We start from the raw sequence: 20,997 nt of genomic DNA, 5'->3' as shown, positions 1-20,997 counted from the left end.
AGCGCACGCCGGCGATGGCTGCCGGGCTGACTGATCGTTGCTGGACCGTTCAGCATCTGCTCTCGATGGTCGTGCCTCCTACGAGGCATCAACCATGAACGGGTACATGACCCACTTTCGCACTTTCGCACTTTCGCACTCACGCACTTTCGCACTCACGCACTTCGCACTCACGCACTCCCATCAGCGCGGAAGCCGGGGCGGGGGAGGGACGGGCGGCAGACGCGGAGGCAGGCGCAGGGTGAACGTGCTGCCGCGGCCGGGCTCGGAGTCCAGGTCGAGCGATCCGCCCAGGATCTGCGCCAGGCGCCGCGAGATGGGCAGGCCCAGGCCCGTGCCCTGCTGCTCCTCCGCGTCCACCTGTACGAACTCCTCGAAGATCCGCTCCTGGTCCTCCGGGGCGATCCCACGGCCCTCGTCCGCCACGGAGATCTCCACGCCGCCGTCCGGCGCGGCCCGGCAGCCCACCCTCACCGGCCGCCCCTCGCCGAACTTGATGGCGTTGGACAGCAGGTTCAGCACGATCTGCCGCAGCCGGCGCGGGTCGGTGACGACGGGCTCGCACGGGCCGCCGCTCGTCATCACCAGCTCCGTCTCCTGCTCCTGCGCCACGGGCCGCACGGTGTCCATCAGCTCCCCCAGCACGCGGCTGACGTCCGTGGTCTCCGGCTCCAGGTCGATGCGCCCCGCCTCGATCTTGGACAGGTCCAGCACGTCGTTCACCAGCTCCAGCAGGTGCTTGGCCGCCGTCTGCACGCGGGTGAGCGGCTGGACGACGGTGGGCTCGATTCCGCCGTAGATGCCGTCCAGCACCAGCTGGTTGTAGCCCAGCACGGCGTTGATGGGCGTGCGCAGCTCGTGGCTCATGGCCGCGTAGAAGCGGCTGCGCGTGGCCTGGGCCTGCTCCAGCGCGACCGTACGCTCGGCCAGGTCGGCGTTCAGGATCTCCAGCTCCGCCGCCTGCGATTCCAGCTCGGCGGCCTGGGCCTCCAGCTCGGCCTGCGTCTCGCGCGCGTGCGTCACGTCGTGCAGGACGACGGCGCGCACGTCGTGCCCGGCGGCGCGCGCGGGCGCCACGGCCACCTCCACGACGGCGCGCTCGCCGGAGCGGCGCCGCAGGGTGAACTCGCCCCGCAGCGGCGCGTCGCATCCGTCCCGGAGCAGCGCCTGGAACGCCTCCGCCGGCTCGGCGCGCAGCAGTGCCCCCACCTCGCGGCCCACGGCCTCGCCCCGCGGCCAGCCCAGCACCCGCTCCGCGGCCGGGTTCCACGACAGCACGCGCCCGCCGTCGTCCAGCGAGACGACAGGGTCCGGCAGCACGTCCAGCAGCGTGGCCAGGAACGCGTCGGAGATCAGGGCGCGGGTGTCGCGCCGGGGCTCGGCGCGGGCCAGGTCGCGCGCCACCGTGCGCCGGGTGCCGCGGTAGCGCCGACGCTGCTCGGTGACGGCCGTGGCGCGGGCCACGAGCGCCGCGTCCACCTCGTCCGGCGGGACGATCCACAGCTCGCCCATGCCGGGGGAAAAGAGGAGGGCGCGCTCGATGGCCGGCCGCACGTCCTCCGCCGCGACGACGGCCGGCTGCAGGTCGGCGTCCACGGCGCGCAGGCGGCGCACGGCGGCGAGCGGGTCCGGCAGGGCCCCGTCCACGAACGCGGCCCCCGCGGCGCGCGCGGCCTCGCCCAGCGCGTCCGCGTCCGCCCCGGGCGAAAGGACGGCCGCGTCCGGCAGGGCGTCCGCCCACGCGGGGCGGCCCTCGGCGAGCACCAGCGCGGGGTCCACCGGCTACACCAGCGGCAGGTTGAGCAGGGCTCGACCCGTCCACGTCTTGAGGATGTCGGTGGTGGGCGCCATCACGTGGGCGGCGCGCGCGTCGCGAAGGACGCGGGCCAGGCGGCTGTTGTCGCGGTACGCCATGCCGCCGCAGAGCGTCATGGCCTCGTTGGCGACGGCCACGGCGGTGTCGCCCGCGGCGGCCTTGCAGCCCAGGACGGCCACGAGCGCGTCCGGCTCGCCGGCGTCGGCGCGGGCGGCCGCGGCGTGCACCATCCGCCGGGTGCGCTCCACGTCGATGTACATCGCGCCCAGGCGGTGGGCCAGCACGGGCTCGCTCCCCAGCAGCTCGCCGGAGTGCGAGAAGCGGCGGGTGCCCAGGTGCACGCGGGCCGTGTCCAGCGCGGCCTGCGCCACGCCCACGTAGGTGCCCGCCATGGCCATGAGGAAGTAGGGCGCCACGACCTCGAACACGTACCACAGCTGGTCGCCCTCGTTGCCCAGCAGGTTGCGGCGGGGCACGCGTACCCCCTCCAGCCGCGCGCCGCGCGAGCTGTTGCCGCGCATCCCCAGCCCCGTCCACGGCTCGGACCACTGGAGCCCCGGCGTGCCCTCGTCCACCAGCACGCACGAGAACGCGCCGTCGCCGCCCGCATCGGCCGCCGCGCGCGTGCTCACGACGTACGAGTCCGCGTGCCCGCCGTTGGTGACGAAGCTCTTGGTGCCGTCCAGGCGGTAGCGGTCGCCGTCGGCCTCGATGGCCGTCTCGGGGAGGTAGAAGTGGGCGCCCGTTCCCGGCTCGCTCAGGGCCAGCGTGGTGACGTGGGCGCCCCGGGCGATGGGCTCCAGGTACGCCTGCTTCTGGAAGTCGGTGGCCTTGGCGGCGATGACGGCCGTGCCCACGCAGTGCATGGCGAAGCACATGGCGGTGGATGCGCTCTCCGACGCCAGCACCTCCGCGATGGTGACGAGCCCGCTGAGCCCCTCGCCCCGTCCGCCGAGCGGTTCGGGGACGTGCAGCCCCAGCAGGCCGGCGTCGGCCAGGGCGCGCATGGCCTCGGCGGGCCAGCGTGCCTCGTGGTCCTCGCGCTCGGCGAGGGGGGCGACGACGTCGGTGGCGATGGCGCGCGCCGTGTCCGCGAGGGCGGCGAGGCGTTCGGAGTGGGGCATGGGCATGTCCGGGCTCGGGTCACGCGGGCACTCTACACGATGCGTGCCCCGGGCTGAACTGCAGTGCGGGAGTGCGGGAGTGCGAGAGTGCGGGAGTGCGAGCCCGGTTGGAATCCGGTGGGAGCCCCAAGCCCCAGCCTGAGCGGGTAAACCCGCCGCTGGGACAGCCATAAGCCCCGTCTCGCGCTGACGCGCTCTGCGAACGAGGCTTCAACCGCCAATGCGGGCCGCCCCCCGGCGAAGGGCATGCGTCACGGCAGGGGGACGGCGGTTCAGTCCGCGCAGGCGGACTTCGCGGTGTTCCAGCGGCGAATTCCATTCGCTCCTGACGCGCGGGCCCGCCTCCGGTGCACCCCCTCCGCCCGTGCACGATCCACGCGCCTGCCCCGCCTCGGTACTCCTCCACCCATGCATCATCTACGCGCCGGAACCCCACTTCGGTGCAAACGCCCCGCCCGTGCACGAGCCGTCGGCGAAGGCCGACATCACGTTTTCGGTGCCGCGATTTCAATCGCCGGGTCGGCTGAGCGCCCGCCCCACCTCTTCGAACCTGACCTGCGCGCGATCCCACTCCCGCACTAACGCACTTCCGCACTCACGCACTCACGCACTGCCGTCCCGCACTTTCGCACTCTCGCACTGCCGTTTAAGCTGCGCGCATCCGATCCACCGAACCTGCCTGTCGATGCCTGATATCGAGACTTCCCCGCCGCGCGGGCCGCTGGACGGCGTGCGCGTGCTGGACCTGAGCCGCGTTCTCGCCGGCCCCCTGTGCACCATGACCCTGGGCGACCTGGGCGCGCGGGTCATCAAGGTTGAGCGCCCCGGCACCGGCGACGACACGCGCACCTGGGGCCCGCCCTGGGCCACCGGGCCGGACGGACGCGAGGCCGCGTACTACCTGTGCGTCAACCGCAACAAGCGCTCGGTCGCGGCCGACCTCAAGTCCCACGCCGGCCGCGACCTCGTCCGGCGGCTGGCGCGCGACGCGGACGTCGTCGTGGAGAACTACGCGCCGGGGACGCTCGATTCGTGGGGCCTGGGATACGCCGACCTGTCGCGCGACAACCCGGGCCTCGTCTTTTGCACCATCACGGGCTACGGCGCCGACGGGCCCGAGGCGGGGCGGCCGGGCTACGATTTCGCCGTGCAGGCGCGCGCGGGGTGGATGGCCGTCACGGGCGACCCGGACGGCGCGCCCACCAAGGCCGGCGTGGCCATCGTGGACGTGCTCACAGGACAGAACGCCGCCATCGCCGTCCTCGCCGCCCTGCGCGAGCGCGACCGCTCCGGGCACGGGCAGCGCGTGGAGGTGGCGCTCTTCGACAGCGCCGTGGCGGGGCTCATCAACGTCACGCAGGCCGCGCTCGTCACGGGCGCCGAGCCGCGGCGCTGGGGCAACGCGCATCCCACCATCGTGCCCTACCAGGCGTTCGACGGGGTGGACCGCGCGTTCGTCGTGGCCGTGGGCAACGACGCGCAGTGGCGAAAGCTCTGCGCGGCCATCGGCGCGGACGACCTCGCGGCGGATGAGCGCTTCGCCACCAACCCCGGCCGCATCCAGCACCGCGACGAGGTCGTGGGCGCGCTGGCGGAGCGGTTCCGCGCGCGGCCGGCCGCCGAGTGGCTGGGGATGATGGAGGCCGCCGGCGTCCCCTGCGCGCCCGTGCAGAGCGTGGGCGAGGCCCTGCGCGATCCCGTGCTGACGGAGCGCGCCGGCGTCTGGCCCATGGAGGGCGCCACGTACGGCGCCGTGCCCACCGTCGCGTCACCGCTGCGCCTGTCGCGCACGCCGGCATCCCTGCGCGACCCCGCTCCCGCGCTCGGCGAGCACACGGAGCAGGTCGAGGACCAGGGCTGGGACGCGTTCGGCGGCTGATCCCTCGCCCGGACGAACGACGAGATGAGGAGGATGCGGCACGTGCGTGATCCGCCCGGAAGCCGACTTGCCGCACCGGGCGGCGGGTTGCATCTTTCCGGACACAATCCATGCGTCTGGATCCGCATCCGCGCTCCCGCGCGTGCAGGGCCCGGCGTCCCAGCACGAGAGGTTCCCATGCGCAAGATCAGCCTGGACGTGAGCGCGCTGCGGGTGGAGTCGTTCGCCACGGAACAGGATACGTCCAAGGAGCGCGGCACCGTGAACGGGTACTACAGCCAGTTCTCGTGCCCGCAGACCCAGTGCGGAGACGAGTGCCTCAGCGGGCCCCGGCCCTGCCAGCCGACCCACGCGTGGACCGACGGCCAGGTCGCGTGTCTGTGCAACAACACGGGGCTCTGCATCGACTGACGCCGCGGGTTCCAGACACCGAAAGGGGCGGCCGGAGGGCCGCCCCTTTCGCGTATCACGATCGGAGGTGAGGTGTTTCCGCTCGGAAGGGGACTTGCAGTATTCGTCCATCGTCTGCATCTTTCCGGACACATTCCATGCGCCGGGATCTCATCCGCCCTCCCGCGGGTTCGGGGTCCCGGTGTCCCGGCACGAGAGGTTCCCATGCGCAAGATCAGCCTGAACGTCAACGAGCTGCGGGTGGAGTCGTTCGAGACGGAGACGGAGGACGGGGCCACGCGGGGGACGGTGCACGGGAACGTCAGCCTGTTCACCTGCCCGCCGACCGGGTGCGGAAAGGACTGTCTGAGCGGCTGGCGCCCGTGCCAGCCCACGGACGCGTGGACGGACGGCGAGCGGATGTGCTACTGCGGCGAAAGCGGCCAGTACGCCTGCTGAGCGATCCTTGGGCGGGGAACGCGTGTATCTTTGAACGTGACCGCGTTCCTCGACTCTGAAGCACAGGTGACTGGATGATGGGATTGGACTCGCGCCGCGCGGGTGTGGCGGCGCTGCTGGCGGTGGCGGCCGGTGTGGCGGATGCGGATGCGCAGGCCGTGACCCTCGCGGGCGGCGCGCGGATGTACGACGAGGGCAGCGTGGTGATGGCGGCGCTGCGCACGGAGTTCCCGCTGCCGGGGCCGCTGCTGCTGGAGCTCGCCGGCTCCGTGGCCGATCCGCTGGACGACGCGCCGCGCGCGGCGGCCAGTCTGCTGGAAGCCCAGCTGCAGGTGGAGGTGCCGCTGGGCTCCGTCATCACGCCGTACGTGGGCGGCGGCATCGGCGCGGCGAAGACGTACACGTTTGGCGCGGAGGACGACGACGGCGAGACGCTGTACTCGCTGGGCGTGGGCGCGCGCGTGGCGCTTTCCGAGCAGCTGGGCCTGGTGGTGGACGCGCGGATGCGCGACATCGGCAAGGCGGAGGGCGACGACCACACGGACGTGAGCGTGGGCCTGCGCTACCAGTTCGGCCGCCCCGACCGCCCCCGCTTTCGCGGCGCCCCGCGGAACTGAGTGCGCCCACCGCAGCGCGGCTTTGCGGTGAATGGGTTGACGTGGACACCGGATGAGGTGCTGGTTCGAACCACGTTCAGCGCCGTTCTGGGCCAAACCGGGCCGGGCGGCAGATCCTGCGGCCACCCTTATGGGTGGCCGTAGTCGTTTGTGCGATCGGCACATGGGTGACCTCGGGGCATTCAGCGGTCAGGCAGGATTCCGGACGGGGATGGGTCGGAATGGGGCAGGGATGCGGATTCCTTGCGGATAAGCCCGACACCCCGGTGGCCCGGCCGCCGGGATCCGGCCCTGGGGCATGGGCTTGGGGCGCGATCAACCATCGCTCGCTGGGAATTGCCGGTCATGTGGGCAATGCGCGCATCCCGCGAGAGGAAAAGGCATCTCGACTCTCCGGCACTTGTCAGGGGTTGGGAGGGGGAGAGTCCATGCGCCCGGAGGAGGCGCTCGCGGGGGTGTCACGACCGCTACGCGTGAGAGCCCTCGAAGAGGTTCTCGCCCTGCCCGCCGTTCAGCAGCGAGGCGATCTGCTGGGCTCCGTACGCGGAAAGCAGCAGGCCGATGCCGTTGCATCCAGAGTTGTGATAGATGCCCGGGTGACGTGGATCCCGGCAGATCAGCCGCACCCCGTCGCGCGTGTAGCCCAGGGTGCCGTGCCAGCCGAAGTCCGGTGCCGTGCGTGCGTTCACCAGGCCCGTTTTCCACGCGAAGGCCAGCAGGCGCGCGTGGCTGCTGGCGCGGAACGCCGCGACATCCCGGGACGTGGCTCCCTCCAGCCACAGGTGGTCGGGCCCGCCCAGGACGAGCAGCAGGCGCCCGTCCGACCATGGCCGCACGTTGCCGTAATAGAAGTCGTGGTGAGGATCGGCGGAGTACCAGCCGAACGCGTGCGGAACGAGGCCGTCCTCGACGACGAAGCCCAGCATGCAGTGCACGGAGGGCGCGATGCTGGACGAGAGGGTCGGTGGAGTAGGGGCCGGCGGGTTCCCGTTGCTGGCAAACACCACGGATCGTGCCCGCACCCGGTGCGTCCCCACCCGGCACTCATACCCGCCCTCGTAGTCTGTGAAGCCGTGCAGGGCGGAGTGCTCGTGCACCGCGATTCGCGCGGGAAAGCGCGCCCGCAAGGCGCCGGCAAGCAGGCGGGTGAGCGCACGCGGGTTGGTCAGGGTGGTGGGGGCACCCATGCGAACGCCCACGTGGGGAAACCGCATCAGCAGCGTGCCCCGGTAGTCTTCCGGGTGGAGGGGAGTGACGAGAGCCGGAGATGCGCTGGTAGACAGGCCGCTGATCCCGTTCGCGGCGTAGCGCGCGCCGCGCAGGTCCCCCGGGAACAGCGCGGTATCGGTGGCAAGGTCATCCAGCAGATCCCGCGCGCGTGCATAGGCCACGCCGGTTGGTACTTCCTGGAAGCCGCACTGAATTCCCCACGTGTCGATCACGGCGTGCAGGGCGCGCCGACCCTCCGCAAACGCATCGTGGGCCCGCACTGCGGCGGCCGGTCCGCGGCGGCGGGCCAGTTCGGCGTAGCCGATCTCGAACCCCGTGGCCAAGTGCCCGGCGCTGTGTCCCGTTGCGCCCGTGCCTACGGTGCCGCGCTCGACCACCACGCACCGGAGCGATGTGCGGCGCAGCACGGCTTCCGCGGTGAGCACCCCGGCGGCGCCGGCTCCGACCACCAGCACGTCCGTGGATACATCCCGCTCCAGCGGGGGCGCGTGGAACGGCACGTCCGCGACCGCCCACGGCGGGCCGTCGATCATCCCGCCCTCCTGTCCCCGACGTGGGGGCGCAGCCCAGGCCGCCGCCTCACCGCTCCGTGCGCGGGGAGGACGTGCCGGCTACGGCTTGGCGCACGTACCGGGGCGGCCGGAGCAGTCCGCCCAGTGCCAGCCCGTCCAGTGTGCGGAGTTGCCCGCGGACCTGGCGGCGAAGCCGGTCGTCGGCTGCACCGGCCGCCGGCTCCTGGGGAAGTGGCGCGCACGAGGCCATAAGGAACCCCAGCAGGCAGCCGTACGCGGGCACGGGTACGCAGTACGGCACCACCGCCTGGAACACCCGCGAGAGGTCCACGGCGACACGGTTCAGCACCGCAGTCCCGGCGGTCCCCGGCTCCACGGCCCCCACGTGCGTGGCGAACACACCGCCCGGTGCCAGCCGGGCGTGGACGCGCCGGTAGAACGGCTCGCCGTAGAGCGGCGCCGAAGGCATGCCCTCTACCGGGTCGGTCAGGTCGGCCAGCACCAGGTCCCAGGTGTCGCCCGCGCCGCCCTCGAGAAAGGCCCATCCATCGTCGAACACCACCCGCGCCCGCGGGTCGTCGAATGAGCCCTGGTGCACCGCGTCCAGGTGAACGCGCGCCGCCTTTACCACTTCCGGGTCGACGTCCACCACGGTGGCCGCGGTGACCGTCCGCCATCGCAGCACCTCCCGCAGCGCCCCTCCGTCTCCGCCACCCAGCAGCAGCACCCGGCGCGGAGCGGGGTGCAGCAGGGCCGCGGGATGCACCAGCGCCTCGTGGTAGATGAATTCGTCGGAGGTGGACAGCTGCAACACTCCGTCCAGGAGGAGGCAGCGTCCCCGGTCGTCCGTGTCGATGATCAGCAGGTGCTGGATACCCGTGTGCCGGTCCAGCACCACGCGGTGGGCCGGGCGTGCTGCGAGGTCTGGAGCCCCCTGCACCGTTGCCGGCCGGGGCGGGAAAGTCGGATCCATGTCAGCCCCCGTGCCCGGCGGCCGCAGTCGGAATCAGCTGCGGGGCTGGCAGCGCCTCCCGGGGAATGCACCGGATGCTGTACTGCGCCGCACCCAGCGTGCGGACGAGGGAGGTGCACGCGCGTTCCGGGTGCACGCGCTCGCCGCAGGTGAACACGTCCGCCGCCGCGTACCCCAACTCGGGCCACGTGTGCACGGACAGGTGCGATTCCTGGAGGATGGCCAGGCCGGTCACCCCCACGGGCGAAAAGGCATGCACGACCACGTCCACCACCGTCAGGCGGCCTTCTCGCGCACTTTCCTTGAGGGCCCGCTCCACGGCGCCCGGATCGTTCAGCACTGAGTGTGGGCAGTCGTGCAGTTCGAGCAGGTAGTGGGTTCCCACCCGGATCGTAGACGCGCGGTCGTCCCGCAGGGGCGGGGGCGGCGGGATGGCGCGGGGTCGTTTACTGGGCACGCGTTGCTCTGGCGTGGCTGAGGTTTGGCCTGGGAGTCGGGACCAGGTATGGATAACTACAGATTATCCTCACTTGGCCCGCTTCCGATGCCTCCTGCACCCAGCCGCTCCGCGGCCCCCACGTCCGCCGCGGATGCGGCGCCTCCCCTCCCCGACGACGGAATCCTCTACGAGCTCGCTTACTACCCGGACGTCGCGCCCGATCAGCTCCTCCTGGACTTTCTCACGACCCTGGTGGATCCGTTTGCCCGCGAGGGCCGAGTCCTCGACTGCGCCTGCGGCACGGGAGAGCCCATGCTCTGGCTGGCGGACCGGTACTCCATGTGCCTCTCGGACGCGTCGGCCGACATGCTGCGGGTTACCCAGGCCAAGGTGCACCAGCGCGGCCTGAACGGGGTGACGGTGCGGAGGGCGGAGTGGACGGCGCTGCCGGATGTCTTCCACGAACCGTTCGATGCGGTGCTCTGCACGGGCAACGCGCTGGCGCGGTCGCTCACGCTCCGTGCACGACGTGAGGCCCTGGACGGAATGTGTTCGGTAATGAGGCCCGGAGGGCTGCTCTACCTGGATTTTCGCGAGGACTTCGAGGAGCTGCCCACGGGCCGGTCGTCGCTCACGGAGGTCGCCGGGCCCGTGGAATGGGAAGGACTCGAGCTCGCGGTGCTCATCCACGAAACCCGGGTTGCTCCGCACGTCCGCCGCACCAAGGACCTCTACCTCACGGAACCGGGACGCGTCTCCCTCCAGCGGACCGTCACCTCCGAGTACCTCTCGTTTTCACGGAGTGAGATCCTCGCGGACCTGCTCGCCACGGGGTTTGGCGAGCCGACGTTCCATGCGCGCCCGGGCCGCTGGCCCATGGCGGCGATCACCGCGATCCGGAGCGCCTGACATGCGCATCGGGTTCATCTACGATGTGCGGGAGCACGTCTTCGGGATCGGCGAAGACGGCCTGGTGAACGAGCTGGCCACGGAGCTCTTTTCCCCCAGTCAGGCCAACGATCTGATCGCCGCGCTCAAGGCCTGCGGTCACCAGGTGGAGGTGGTGGATGGCGCCCGGGAGTTCCTGCGGCAGCTGCCCGCGATCAAGGAGCGGATCGACTTCGTCTTCAACGAGGCCAAGGGCCTGTACGGTCCCGACCGAAAAATGGCCGTCCCCGCCCTTTGCCGTATCCACGGGCTCCCGTTCCTGGGATCGGATGCCTACGCGGTGACGCTGGCTCGGAACAAGTTCCACACGCTCGCCGTGGCGGCCCTGTGCGGAATCCCGATTCCCCCCAGCGCGCTCGTTACCGACCCTGCCGGGACAGCGGGCTGGAGCGTGTTCCCCGCGATCGTCAAGCCGAATTACGAGAGCTCCAGCATCGGCATCACTGACCAGTCTGTGGTCGACGGGCCGGATACCCTGCGCGCGCAGGTGGCACACGTGCTGGACACCTACGGCCAGCCGGCGCTCGTGCAGGCGTTCATCGAGGGTGTTGAGGTCCAGGTGCCCGTGATCGGCAACGCCTCCCCCCGGGCGCTGGAGCTGGTGGAGCTGGTGGTGCCCCGCGGGCCGGGCAACCCCCATGGCATCGTTCGGAACGAGGACTGGGTGGAGGACAGCGTGGACTTTGCCCTGTACAAGGGCGACCCGGTGCTGGGCGCCTGGCTGCGGGAGCAGGCCGTCCGCGGCTTTCGGGCGCTGGGGTGCGCCGACTACGCACGGCTCGACTTCCGGGTGGATCCGCATGGGCGTGCGTACTTCATCGAGGCCGCCACGCACCCCGACATCTTCCAGGACTCCAGCTTCGTCCTGGCGGCCCGGGCTGCCGGGCTGGAGTTCGTGCCGCTCATCGGGGGGCTGGTGGAGGGATCGGTGGCGCGGCAGCGCAGCGGCGGGTAAGCCGGGCGGGTCAGTCTCCCCAGAACTGCATGTCGACCAGGTAGATCTCCGGGTGGGCGCCTATGGACCGCCGTGGGGGCACGGGGCGGCCGGGGTGCAGCGCGCCCGCAGCCTGGAGGACGCCGAGCAGCAAGCGGGTCCGCTGCTCGCCGTACGCGGGGTCGAACTCAGCCAGGCCGGTGTCGCATGCGGCAAGCTGCTCCAGGGCGGCGGCGTACCGTCCCAACGCCCGGTAGGCGGCGGCGAGGTTCAGCCGGATGGCCGTGGTGTACATTTCCTCGCCGATCACCATGGCCTCGTCCAGCAGGCGCAGGAGCAGCTCCGCGGCTTCTCCGGGGCCGCGGTCCGCAAGGATGCAGGCCGCTTGGTTGACGCGCAGGATGAGCTGGTTCACGGCACGGCTCGCGTGCTCCAGGGCCCGCTGCAGGAGCGCGACACCCTGGACCACGTTTCCCGAGCGCAGGTGGACGATGGCCAGGTTGTTGAGCAGGTAGTCCATCCCGAACCCGCCCAGCTCCTCGCCCACGCGAAGCGCGGATTCGATCGTCAGGCGAGCGCGCTCGAAGTCGGCCAGGAACAGGTACTCGGTGGAAAGGTTGGTGAGGGCCCGCACCACCTCGTGGTCGATGCGCCGCCGCCGGGCCACCTCCACGGCGCGCTTGAGGATGGGGATGGAGAGCTCAGGTTCGTAGAAGATGCATGCCTTGCGCATCAGCTGCGCGCGCTCCAACGGCTGGTCGGACTGGCTTAGCAGGCGGTCCGCCCGCACGAACACGTGCCGCGCGTCGGCGTACCGGTTCAGGTGCGCGTACGAAACCACCAGCTCCGCCAGCACCCGGCCGGTCAGGCCGCGCGGAGCTGGCTGGGCCGCCAGTTCCTCCAGGATCTCGGCCGCGCGTGTGAAGTCGCCCGGGTGGCTGCCCTTGTTCAGGCACTGGGCCAGCAGCAGCCCTACGCGCATGACCTCCTCGGGGCCCGGCGCGTCGTGCAGCGACGCGAGCTGCCGGAGTGCCTCCTCGTACGCCCCCGTGTAGTAGTAGCTCAGCGCTCGGTCGTAGTGGATGCCGAAGCGGTCGGCGGCGTATTCGGGGTGGCTGAAGATGTCCCCGGACTCCCACAGCTCGTCGAGCGTTCGCTGTGCCTCGCGAAAGAACCCGTGCTGCAGGCACTGCCGTGCATGCCGAAGCGAGTACAGCACGGCCGCGGCCGTGTTTCCCGCCGCGCGAAAGTGAAAGGCGACCTGCGAGCTGTCGTCGCACCCCGTGGCCACCAGGTGCTCTGCCAGGCGTGTGTGGATGCGCGCGGCGGTCCGGCCCAGCGAGCTGTAGATGAAGTCCCGGATCGTTACGTGCTCGAACTCCCAGCGCCGCTGCTCGAGCAGGTTGCGAACCAGGTGTTGCTGCTCCTCGATCGTGTTGAGGAGCGTGTAGGTGTCGCACAGGTCCAGGACCGCGTCCAGCGTGGCGTCCTCGAACTGCTCCCCGATCACGGCGGCGGCCTCCAAAATCCCCCGCGCGGCGGGGACGGAGCGGTACACCGTGCGCAGCCTTTCACCGATGGCGCTCATCAGCGAGGCGGGGAGGGAAAGCTCCTGAAGCGGCGCGGCCAGCCGGAACGTCCCCCGCTCGAAGACAAGCTGGCCCTCTTGACGCAGCAGGTCCATCACCGTCTTCACGATGTAGGGAACGCCCTGCGTGCGCTCGTACAGGAGGTTCGCCGAGCCCGTGTCCAGCTCCACGGGCGCACCCAGGATGCGCCCCATCAAGCTCTCGAGGCTCTCCCGGCGGTACGGACGCAACTCGCAGAACCGGACGTCTTCGCGGTCCGCCGCGGCGCGGTAGTAGGCAAGGAACTGCTCCACGCCCGCCGGTGAGGAGATCCCCGGGGCGTGGGGGTTGATGGACAGGATCCAGAGGATGTTCCCGCCCGCCGCGTGGTTGCGCAGGTACTTGAGGAACTCGAGGGTCTCTTGGTCCACCCACTGCACGGAGTCGATCCAGAAGAGCGCGGGCTGCTTCTTGACGGACCTGCGGATGAAGTCCAGGAGGTGGGGGTACTGGGAACGCTCCGTGAAGATGTCGCCCGGGAGGCCTGCCGACACGCCGGGAGACGAATCGGGTAAGAGCGGCTTGAGCCAGCTGCCTACGTAGGGAAGCGCCACCGCAAGGTCCCGGGCAGGCTGGGCATAGCGACGCCACCATGCTTTGCCCAGGTATTCGGTGAGCGCCTCGTAAAGGGGGTAGAGCGGCTTGGAGGTCTGCGGCCGGCCCGATGCCCGGAGCACAACGTCCGCCCCGTTCAGCGAGGCCAGGAAGGTCTCGACCGTATAGGTCTTGCCCAGGCCGCTCTCGCCACAGATCACTACCACCGACCCGGAGCCCGTCAGCGCCCGGGCATGCAAAGAGGCCAGCAGCTTGAGGTTGTTACCGAGCACAGTGCCTGCGCGGTGGGAACCGGCGCCTTCGGGGCGGGGGGAGATAATCTGTAGTTATAAGCCTGCGAGGCTACGCGCCGGGTGAGGCTTACGGAATATTTTTACGTCGTGAAACAATGTGGCGCATTCAAGTATTTCGCAAGTGCCTCTTTGTCGGGTAGCAGGACCGGGCCCATCGACTCATCGTAACGGCGACGGTGCCTGTCGGGTCGTCGACGAAATTGACCCGGAGATCCCGGATCGGGCGGGTGTGGCGCTCGGCGGGAATGCAGAACGGGCCGGCCCCGGTTTCCCGGAGCCGACCCGTGCACGTCACCACTTCCGCACTTCCGCACTTCCGCACTTCCGCACTCACTCCCGGGGCGGGTCGCCGGGCTGGTACGGGAGCTGGTTCATCAGGTAGCGCACCACGCTGTCGACCTTGCTGGTGCGCAGCCGGTCCGTGCGGATGACGACGGACGCCGTGGGGCCGTGGCGGTGCACGTCCACGTGGACGGTGCCCTCGGCGCCGCTGTAGGTGCGGCTGTGGCTGTCTTCCTTGGTCAGCGCCAGCTCGCCGCGCGTGGTGAAGATCTCGTCCACGCGCGTCCACACGTCGCGCATGGAAAGGGCCGTCAGGCGCTCGTAGTCCGCCATCGCTTCAAGACTCTCGGTTGAGTTTCACTCGTTGCCCAGCAGGGCCGCCCGCAATTCCGCGTACGGCCGCGCGCCCACCAGCCACTGTGCCGCGTCTCCCGTGCCAACGACGACGGTGGGCGTGCCGTCCACGCCCGCGCGCCGGGCCGCGTCCTGCTCCGCCGCGATGCGCGGCGCCCACGTGTCCACGTCCAGCACCACCTTCATCTCGCCGGCGTCCATGCCCAGCGCCGTGCCTAGCGCCACCAGCACGTCGATGCGCGAGATGTCGCGGCCGTCCACGAAGTACGCGCGGTAGATCGCGTCCCGCATCGCGGGGCCCGTGCCGCGCGACTGCGCGAAGGCGGCCGCCTCGTGCGCCTTGGCCGTGCGCACGGGCGCCGGTGGAACGCCGATCTCCAGCCCCAGCTCGTCCGCCAGCGGCGTGAGCGCCTCCATCCACTCGCCGCCGCCTCCGCGAAGGGGCGCGGGCGCGGGAAAGAGTTCGTAGGCCAGGTACGTCGATTCGATCTCGCCCGCGGCCTCCATCCGCCGCAGCATCGCCTCCGTCACGTAGCTGAACGGGCAGGCAAAGTCCGAGAACACCGTCACGGGGACCGCCATCGCCTCAGCTCTCCCATCGGGACCGTACGCAACGAAAAGCGCGCGGAAGATGCTCCGCGCGCCCGTCCGCCGCAAGCCTTCGCCGCCCGCGCCTGCGGGTCAGCTCATCCAGAGCCGCACGTCGGCGACCACGGGGAGCACGCGCGAGGCGTCGCACGCGGCCAGCGCGGCGGCGAACAGCAGGGCGGGGAGGATGCGCATCATCCGATGCATGGAGGGGGCGGTGTTTATCGGGCAGAGTTCCGGCGCGACGGGGGCCGCCTGCGGGATGTCGACGACGACGGTGTCCGCCATCCCGTGCCCGTCGTGCCGATCGTACGTGTGGTCGTCGCCGCTGGTGAACGTGCTGACGGAGTTCTCCAGCTTCCACGGGCCGTCCTCCCTGCGCCGCAGGACGACGTAGTGCGCGTCCGAGCACACGTTGCCGCAGCGGTGCTCGTAGAAGACGAGGGCCATCGTGCGATCGTAGTCGTACGCCACGCGCGAGAACTCGTGCCGGCCCTCGGCGCCGGGATGCAGGCGGGCGAGGGCTGCCCATCCGTTGCAAGAATGGGGAAGCCACGGCTGGCCCGGGCGCAGGCCGAACAGGGCACGGAACTCCGTCTCCGACATCAGCCGGTACTTGCCGCGATCCAGCGGAAAGGCCGGCTGGATGGGGTAGCGCGCCTCGCTCACGTAGGCCAGCCGGCTGACGAGGCCCCCGCCGCGGCGCGGGCCGATCTTCTCGATCTCCACCTCCAGCAGCGACTGCATGACGGCGTCCATCTGCATGGCGCGCGTGCTGTCCATCACCACGAAGAACGCCGGCTCGCCCTGCGGAATGGCCTCGAGGACGGCGGAGTAGACCGCGTAGTCCATGGAATCCAGCCGCGCGCCGGGCGGCCCGAACCCCGGCCCCGGCGGCGCGGGCGGCGGCTCGATCGCCGACTCGGCAGCCGTCGCCGGCGTCTGCTCCATCGCGGGGACGACCGCCGGTACGGGCGCGGGCGGCGCCTGGCCCGCGCACCCGGCGAGGAGCGCGAGGGAAAGCAGGCGCCGGACGCGCATCAGCGGAAGCAGCGCAGGGGCACGTCCAGCGGCTCGCGCGGGCCGGGGATGCTATAGTGCCACCACTCCTTCTCGTAGTTCTGAAAGCCTTCCGCCGCCATCGCCTCCACGAGCATGCGCCGGTTCTCGGCCACCTGGCCGGAGGCGTTGGCCGTGTGCGCCGTCTCGGTAAAGGTGTCGTACGGGGTACCCATGTCCACGTCGCGCTCCGTGCGCAGGTCCACGAGCGTGAGGTCCACCGTGCGGCCCACGTTGTGGCCGCTCTGCCGGGCCACGTACCCCTGCTCCAGCACCCACTGGTTGCCGGAGCGCTCCGCCCAGTCCACCATGCCCAGCGTGGCGCGGACGGGGCGGTACGCGTCGAACACCTTGAGGCTGAACCCCCGGGGACGCAGCCGCGCCTGCACGCGTCCCAGCGCCTGCGCGGCCTCCGGGCGCAGCAGGGCCACGGGCCGCTCGTAGCCGGGGAGCACGTCGCCCGTGAAGTTGTTGCGCGTGGCGTAGCGAACGTCCGTGCGGATCGTCCGATCCATCGAGCGCACGTTCACGAGCGCGCCGGGCGCGATGCGGCACTCGTCCGCCTGCGCCGTCGCCGATCGGGCGGTGGCCGCCGGCGCGCACGCCGCCGCCACGAGAAGGAGCCAGCCGGAAAGCAGTCTGTGCATCGTCCGCCGTTCAGAAGTCATATCGCGCTCCGTCCTCGCCCAGCCGCAGGTTCGCATAGGTCTGTCGCGCCTCCGTCAAGTCGTCGTCCGTCACACCCGGCGGCAGGTGGACGAGCACCGTCCGTCCCGCGCCGGCGTCGCGCGCCACCCCGGCGGCCTGCACGTACGTGGTGTGGCCGCCCAGCGTGGTGCCCGTGGCCTCGTGGATGAGCAGGTCCGCGCCGCACGCCAGCTCCGTGATGTCGGGCGAGACGGCCGTGTCGCACGAGTAGGTGCAGATGCCGCCGCCGGCCACGTCCTCCACGCGGATGCCGATCACGGGCACGCCGTGGATGCCGGGCGCCGCGGTGATGCGCCAGCGCTCGTTCTGCAGCACGGGCGCGCCGGCCTCCAGCCGCACCTCGTGCTCCTGGATGTGCGGCACGCCCTCCCATCCGCCCGTGCGGAACGCGTCCCACACGCGCCGGGCCTGGTCCAGCGCGGGGCGAATGCCGTAGACGGGGATGGGATGCCGCCGGCCGGAGAGCCAGATCTTTTCCATGAAGAGGGGAAAGCCGGCGCAGTGGTCCGGGTGCTCGTGGGTGACGATGAGCGCCTCGATGCCGGCGGGGTCCAGGCCGGATGCCAGCAGGCGCTGGATGGCGTCGCCGCCGCAGTCCACGACGACGGAGTGCCCGCCGCTTTCGAACGCGAGCATGGTGGTGGTCCGCTCCGGCCCGCTGAACCCGGCGCCGGTTCCCAACAGGTGCACCACGGCCATCGTTCGCCTTCCTCTCTTCGCGCGTTCATCCGCATCCCCATCCATCCGCCTCACGCGGACACAATGCGCGGACGGCGGGCCGCCGGGCAAGATGACGGTACGGAGGTACGGACGTACGGAGGTGATGGGGCAGGATGGATCGAGAGAAGGAGCGGAGTACGAGCGGGCGCCCCCTCCGGGCTCGTAAAACTCGCCCACCTCCCCCAATAAAACCTGGGGGAGGTTGAAAGGGCGGATCGCGCGGGGCAGCCGGGTCCCAGCCCGGCGACTGAAGTCGCAGCTGCGGAAGCGTGATGTCGGCCTGCGCCGACGGGTCCGGCGCGGGCGAGTGCCGTGGAGTGCGTGGACATCGCGCCGCCAACGGCGAAGCCCCGTCCCAACCCGCGCGTGGCGGGCAGAGACGGGGCTCGCGAGGGCGAGGGCAGTTGCAGGCTGCCCCCTGTAACCTGTCCCCCGTACCCCGCAGTTCAGGCAGCGGCAGGCTATTCCCTATTCCCTATCACCTATTCCCTGCGTTTCCCAACCTCCTCCACCAGCTTGTTGCACCCATGCTCCGGGTCCGCCCGCGACATGGCGTAGTCCCGCGCGTAGTCGCGCCACACGTTCTCCTCCAGGCTGCCGGGCGACGGGCGGTTCACGCGAAAGCTGGCCGCCTTGGTCTCGTACGCCGTGGAGTCTTCCTTGCTTCCCGCGCTGAACGCCGAGTCGATGTAGGCCGTCTCGTGCGCCCGCAGGTCCGCGAAGGTGGCGTACACCCGCGCGAACGTGTGCGGCGCGCTCACCAGGCTGGGCACGGACCCGCGCGCCTGGCTTTGCCGCAGCAGCGTGTCCAGCGTGGCCAGCCGCGTTTGCGCGTGCTCCTGCAGCGCCTCGGCCACGCAGGCGTCGCGGCGGGCGTCGCGGCGCGCCTGCAGCTGGTCTTCGGAAAGCGCCTCCCGCCCGCAGGCGACCAGCAGAACGGCGACGAGGGCAACGGGGACGGTCCTGTGCATGCGGCGGTTCTGGAACAGTGAGATGGATGATCGGGACGCGGCCGTCACGCGGGGAGCACGAGCTCGGGAAAGAGCGCCCGCTCCACCAGCTCGCACACCAGGTGAATCAGCGTGATGTGCCCCTCCTGGATGCGCTCCGTGGCCTGCGCCGGCACGACCAGGCTTTCCGCGCACAGCGCGCGCATCCGCCCGCCGTCGCGGCCCGTGAGGCCCACGGTGAGCACGCCGCGGGCATTGCCGGCTTCCACGGCGCGAAGCACGTTGGGCGAGCTGCCGCTGGTGCTGATGGCCACCAGCACGTCGCCCGGCCGCGCCAGGGTCTCCACCTGCCGGCTGAAGACCGTGGCGAACTCGTAGTCGTTGCTCCAGCAGGTGAGCGTGGCCGCGTCCAGCAGGTGGTGCGCGGGAAGCCCCGGCCGGTCACGCTTGTACCGCGCCACGAGCTCCTCCACCAGGTGCATGGCGTCGCAGGCGCTGCCGCCGTTGCCGCACGCGTACAGCCGGTTGCCCGCGCGGAACGCCTCGGCGATGCGGCCGGCCACTCGCTGGATGTCGGGCGCCATGTCCCGAAGGGCCAGCTTTACGCGCGCGGACTCGTCCAGCGCATCGCGAATCAGGGAGAGAACGTCCTCGTGCGGCATCTTTTGACGGCGGCGCGCCGGCCCGGCGCGATTCAGGCGGGCAGCCGGCCCGCGCAACGGTGCTCCGATCGGAACGGGAATGATTCCATGCGCCGCACGGGCCACGCAAGGGCGCGGGTCTTCTTCCTCTGCCTCGCGGCCCTCCTGGCGGCTGCCTGCGGACGCGAGGACACCCTGCCCCCGGCCCGGCAGATCCCCCTCGCCACGCCCGTGGAGGAAGGCGCCACCTTGGCCGTGGACTCCGCGGACCTGCTGTGGGTGGGCACCCCCGGCCGGCTGACGGCGCTGGACACCGCGGGCCGCGCCCGGGCCACCGTCACCATCAGCCGCGACAGCGTGCCCCGCGTCCTCTGGCGGACGGGCGGCCGGCTGGTGATCCGCGACGGGCGGCGTCTTTCCGGCGCGGACGCGGCGGGCGGCGCGGCAAAGGCGGGCTATGGATCCACGGGGCTGCGCGCCGCCGCCCGCGACCCGCGCGGCCGCTGGGTGTTCACGGCCAACCGGCGCGGCGGGATCATGGGGCTGGATCCCGCCAGCCTGCAGCCGCGCTGGAGCTGGCCCGAGACGGGCGGCGAGGCGCTGGGGATGGCCGTCTCGCCCCTGGCGGACCGGGTGTACGTGTCCGTGGACCGCGCCACCGACCTGCCCGCCGCCGTGCAGGTGCGCGACGCCGGCAGCGGCCGCGTGCTGATGAGCGCCGAGCAGGCCGAGCCCCTGCACGGCCTTGCCGCCGGGCCGGACGGCACCCTGTACGGCTACGCGGACGGCGTGGTGGTGCGGCTGCGGCACGGACCGCAGGGGCTGCGGCGCGTGTGGACGGAAACGCCACCCGTCCGCGCGTCCGGCGGCGAGATGGAGCTGCGGGTGGATCCGTCCGGGGCGCGGGTGGCCGTGTTCGGCCGGGGCAGGGGAGCGCGGCTGGCCGTGCTGGACGCCCGCACGGGGCGCGTGCTGGGGCTGACGAAAACGGCGCCCCTCGACGCCGCGTTCGGGGTCGAGGGACGCCTGTACCTGCTGGAGCCGCGGGTGATCCGCGAGGTGCGCTGACGCGCGGGGCTCAGTGCCCCAGGTCGTCGCCGCCGCCCTGGCGGCTCATGAGCACGCCCGCCGCGATGAACGGCAGCGAGTTCAGGGCCAGGCTCGCGATCGCCGCGTACACCAGGTACTGGTTGCCGGAGAAAATCCCGTACAGGAGTCCGGCGATGGCGGGCAGGGTAATCAGGACGGCGCCGATCAGCGCGAACTTCATGGGTCCGTCTCCAGCGTGTATTCAGAAGGGTCGTTGTCGGGTTCAGCAGGCGGCAAGCTACGCGCCGGGCGGGTGGATTTGCAAGGGCCGTGCGCCTGGGACGGACGGCAGGGAATACGGAACACGGAATAGCGAATAACGGACGGAACCGCGGGGACAGGAGACAGGTTACAGGGGAGGGCCTGCAACTGACCGGACGACCGACGTCTGCCCGCCGTTGTCGCGATGCCCGCCGTATCGCACGGTACTCGCCCGGGCCAGACCCGTCGGCGCAGGCCGACATCACGTTGTCTCAGCCGCGACTTCAGTCGCCGCGGCTGGGTGCCGATACTTCTCCACTGGATCGCCGTGTGCTTCAACCTCCCCCAGCAGTTTTGGGGGAGGTGGGCGAGTTTTACGAGCCCGGTGGGGGCGCCGCGCGGGCTCGGCGTATTGAAATGCTCCCTGGCCGATCGGCATCCACTGTCTCTTCCCTTTCGTTGACCGCTGGCGTCTTCCATCCCGTACGGCGCAGGAAGGTCCTCCCTTTTTCTCTGAATTTCTGACGGACGACCCCGCGCCCTTTCCGCCGCCGCGTTTTGGCGTGATTGCTTCCGTAAACGCATGAGCGGCGCTCATCACACGCGGT

Annotated in this window: 21 protein-coding genes; 7 read left to right on the top strand and 14 right to left on the bottom strand. The window is 71.2% G+C overall.

The genetic code is table 11. The features are described 5' to 3' along the window. Positions 1 to 183: 183 nt before the first annotated feature. The gene (locus VFZ20_RS22985) at positions 184 to 1,779 is read right to left on the bottom strand and encodes a PAS domain-containing sensor histidine kinase (protein ID WP_329686296.1); all 1,596 of its coding nucleotides are present in this window, start codon (positions 1,777 to 1,779) and stop codon (positions 184 to 186) included. A gap of 3 nt (positions 1,780 to 1,782) precedes the next feature. Next, positions 1,783 to 2,940, bottom strand: coding sequence for an acyl-CoA dehydrogenase family protein (locus VFZ20_RS22980; protein WP_329686295.1), 1,158 nt, complete (start codon positions 2,938 to 2,940; stop codon positions 1,783 to 1,785). A 685-nt stretch (positions 2,941 to 3,625) separates the two neighbouring features. Between VFZ20_RS22980 and VFZ20_RS22975 the strand changes: the two genes are divergently transcribed. The 4 genes from VFZ20_RS22975 to VFZ20_RS22960 all read left to right on the top strand — a co-directional run bounded on the left by VFZ20_RS22975 (position 3,626) and on the right by VFZ20_RS22960 (position 6,285). Continuing rightward, positions 3,626 to 4,819 (top strand): CoA transferase, encoded by a 1,194-nt coding sequence (locus tag VFZ20_RS22975; protein WP_329686294.1) that lies wholly within the window; start codon positions 3,626 to 3,628, stop codon positions 4,817 to 4,819. Positions 4,820 to 4,996: 177 nt separating this feature from the next. Then, on the top strand, positions 4,997 to 5,230 hold the full coding sequence (locus VFZ20_RS22970; RefSeq protein ID WP_329686293.1) for a hypothetical protein: 234 nt from the start codon (positions 4,997 to 4,999) through the stop codon (positions 5,228 to 5,230). A gap of 204 nt (positions 5,231 to 5,434) precedes the next feature. Next, positions 5,435 to 5,668 carry a hypothetical protein gene (locus VFZ20_RS22965; protein WP_329686292.1) on the top strand — a complete coding sequence of 78 codons (234 nt, stop codon included), beginning with the start codon at positions 5,435 to 5,437 and terminating at the stop codon, positions 5,666 to 5,668. Between the two features lie 74 nt (positions 5,669 to 5,742). Continuing rightward, positions 5,743 to 6,285, top strand: coding sequence for an outer membrane beta-barrel protein (locus VFZ20_RS22960; RefSeq protein ID WP_329686291.1), 543 nt, complete (start codon positions 5,743 to 5,745; stop codon positions 6,283 to 6,285). Between the two features lie 467 nt (positions 6,286 to 6,752). Here VFZ20_RS22960 and VFZ20_RS22955 read toward each other — a convergent pair whose 3' ends face one another. Genes VFZ20_RS22955 through speD form a run of 3 tightly spaced genes read right to left on the bottom strand, consistent with a single transcriptional unit; the run spans position 6,753 to position 9,457 of the window. Further along, positions 6,753 to 8,048, bottom strand: coding sequence for an FAD-binding oxidoreductase (locus VFZ20_RS22955; RefSeq protein ID WP_329686290.1), 1,296 nt, complete (start codon positions 8,046 to 8,048; stop codon positions 6,753 to 6,755). A 46-nt stretch (positions 8,049 to 8,094) separates the two neighbouring features. Continuing rightward, on the bottom strand, positions 8,095 to 9,000 hold the full coding sequence (locus VFZ20_RS22950; RefSeq protein ID WP_329686289.1) for a hypothetical protein: 906 nt from the start codon (positions 8,998 to 9,000) through the stop codon (positions 8,095 to 8,097). 1 nt (position 9,001) lies between these two features. Continuing rightward, positions 9,002 to 9,457, bottom strand: a complete 456-nt coding sequence (gene speD / locus VFZ20_RS22945; RefSeq protein ID WP_329686288.1) for an adenosylmethionine decarboxylase — start codon at positions 9,455 to 9,457, stop codon at positions 9,002 to 9,004. A gap of 87 nt (positions 9,458 to 9,544) precedes the next feature. Here speD and VFZ20_RS22940 point away from each other — a divergent pair, with 87 nt between their 5' ends. Together VFZ20_RS22940 and VFZ20_RS22935 are read left to right on the top strand one after the other, a co-directional pair. Continuing rightward, positions 9,545 to 10,348, top strand: coding sequence for a class I SAM-dependent methyltransferase (locus VFZ20_RS22940; RefSeq protein WP_329686287.1), 804 nt, complete (start codon positions 9,545 to 9,547; stop codon positions 10,346 to 10,348). 1 nt (position 10,349) lies between these two features. Next, a complete protein-coding gene (locus VFZ20_RS22935) occupies positions 10,350 to 11,342 on the top strand; it encodes a hypothetical protein (protein ID WP_329686286.1) in 993 nt (330 codons plus the stop codon). Between the two features lie 10 nt (positions 11,343 to 11,352). Here VFZ20_RS22935 and VFZ20_RS22930 read toward each other — a convergent pair whose 3' ends face one another. From VFZ20_RS22930 to VFZ20_RS22895, 8 genes are all read right to left on the bottom strand, one after another. Continuing rightward, the gene (locus VFZ20_RS22930) at positions 11,353 to 13,776 is read right to left on the bottom strand and encodes an ATP-binding protein (protein WP_329686285.1); all 2,424 of its coding nucleotides are present in this window, start codon (positions 13,774 to 13,776) and stop codon (positions 11,353 to 11,355) included. A gap of 351 nt (positions 13,777 to 14,127) precedes the next feature. Beyond that, positions 14,128 to 14,412 carry a hypothetical protein gene (locus VFZ20_RS22925; protein ID WP_329686284.1) on the bottom strand — a complete coding sequence of 95 codons (285 nt, stop codon included), beginning with the start codon at positions 14,410 to 14,412 and terminating at the stop codon, positions 14,128 to 14,130. Between the two features lie 24 nt (positions 14,413 to 14,436). After that, positions 14,437 to 15,015, bottom strand: a complete 579-nt coding sequence (locus VFZ20_RS22920) for a DsbA family oxidoreductase (RefSeq protein WP_329686283.1) — start codon at positions 15,013 to 15,015, stop codon at positions 14,437 to 14,439. Between the two features lie 99 nt (positions 15,016 to 15,114). Continuing rightward, positions 15,115 to 16,062 (bottom strand): hypothetical protein, encoded by a 948-nt coding sequence (locus tag VFZ20_RS22915; RefSeq protein ID WP_329686282.1) that lies wholly within the window; start codon positions 16,060 to 16,062, stop codon positions 15,115 to 15,117. Further along, positions 16,062 to 16,727: a M15 family metallopeptidase gene (locus VFZ20_RS22910; protein WP_329686281.1), complete on the bottom strand. Its 666-nt coding sequence runs from the start codon at positions 16,725 to 16,727 to the stop codon at positions 16,062 to 16,064. The genes VFZ20_RS22915 and VFZ20_RS22910 overlap by 1 nt, the downstream gene beginning before the upstream one ends. 10 nt (positions 16,728 to 16,737) lie before the next feature. Next, positions 16,738 to 17,487 (bottom strand): MBL fold metallo-hydrolase, encoded by a 750-nt coding sequence (locus VFZ20_RS22905; protein ID WP_329686280.1) that lies wholly within the window; start codon positions 17,485 to 17,487, stop codon positions 16,738 to 16,740. A 503-nt stretch (positions 17,488 to 17,990) separates the two neighbouring features. After that, the gene (locus VFZ20_RS22900) at positions 17,991 to 18,479 is read right to left on the bottom strand and encodes a hypothetical protein (protein WP_329686279.1); all 489 of its coding nucleotides are present in this window, start codon (positions 18,477 to 18,479) and stop codon (positions 17,991 to 17,993) included. A gap of 44 nt (positions 18,480 to 18,523) precedes the next feature. After that, positions 18,524 to 19,120 carry a D-sedoheptulose-7-phosphate isomerase gene (locus tag VFZ20_RS22895; RefSeq protein WP_329686278.1) on the bottom strand — a complete coding sequence of 199 codons (597 nt, stop codon included), beginning with the start codon at positions 19,118 to 19,120 and terminating at the stop codon, positions 18,524 to 18,526. An 87-nt stretch (positions 19,121 to 19,207) separates the two neighbouring features. Here VFZ20_RS22895 and VFZ20_RS22890 point away from each other — a divergent pair, with 87 nt between their 5' ends. Then, complete coding sequence (locus tag VFZ20_RS22890; RefSeq protein WP_329686277.1) at positions 19,208 to 20,167, top strand: hypothetical protein; 960 nt, start codon at positions 19,208 to 19,210, stop codon at positions 20,165 to 20,167. Between the two features lie 10 nt (positions 20,168 to 20,177). Here VFZ20_RS22890 and VFZ20_RS22885 read toward each other — a convergent pair whose 3' ends face one another. Continuing rightward, positions 20,178 to 20,369, bottom strand: a complete 192-nt coding sequence (locus VFZ20_RS22885; protein WP_329686276.1) for a hypothetical protein — start codon at positions 20,367 to 20,369, stop codon at positions 20,178 to 20,180. Positions 20,370 to 20,997: the final 628 nt, after the last annotated feature.

The organism is Longimicrobium sp., assembly GCF_036280135.1.
Lineage (GTDB): Bacteria > Gemmatimonadota > Gemmatimonadetes > Longimicrobiales > Longimicrobiaceae > Longimicrobium.
Note: the sequence above shows the minus strand (reverse complement) of the source record. Positions and strands in the feature narration are given on the sequence as shown.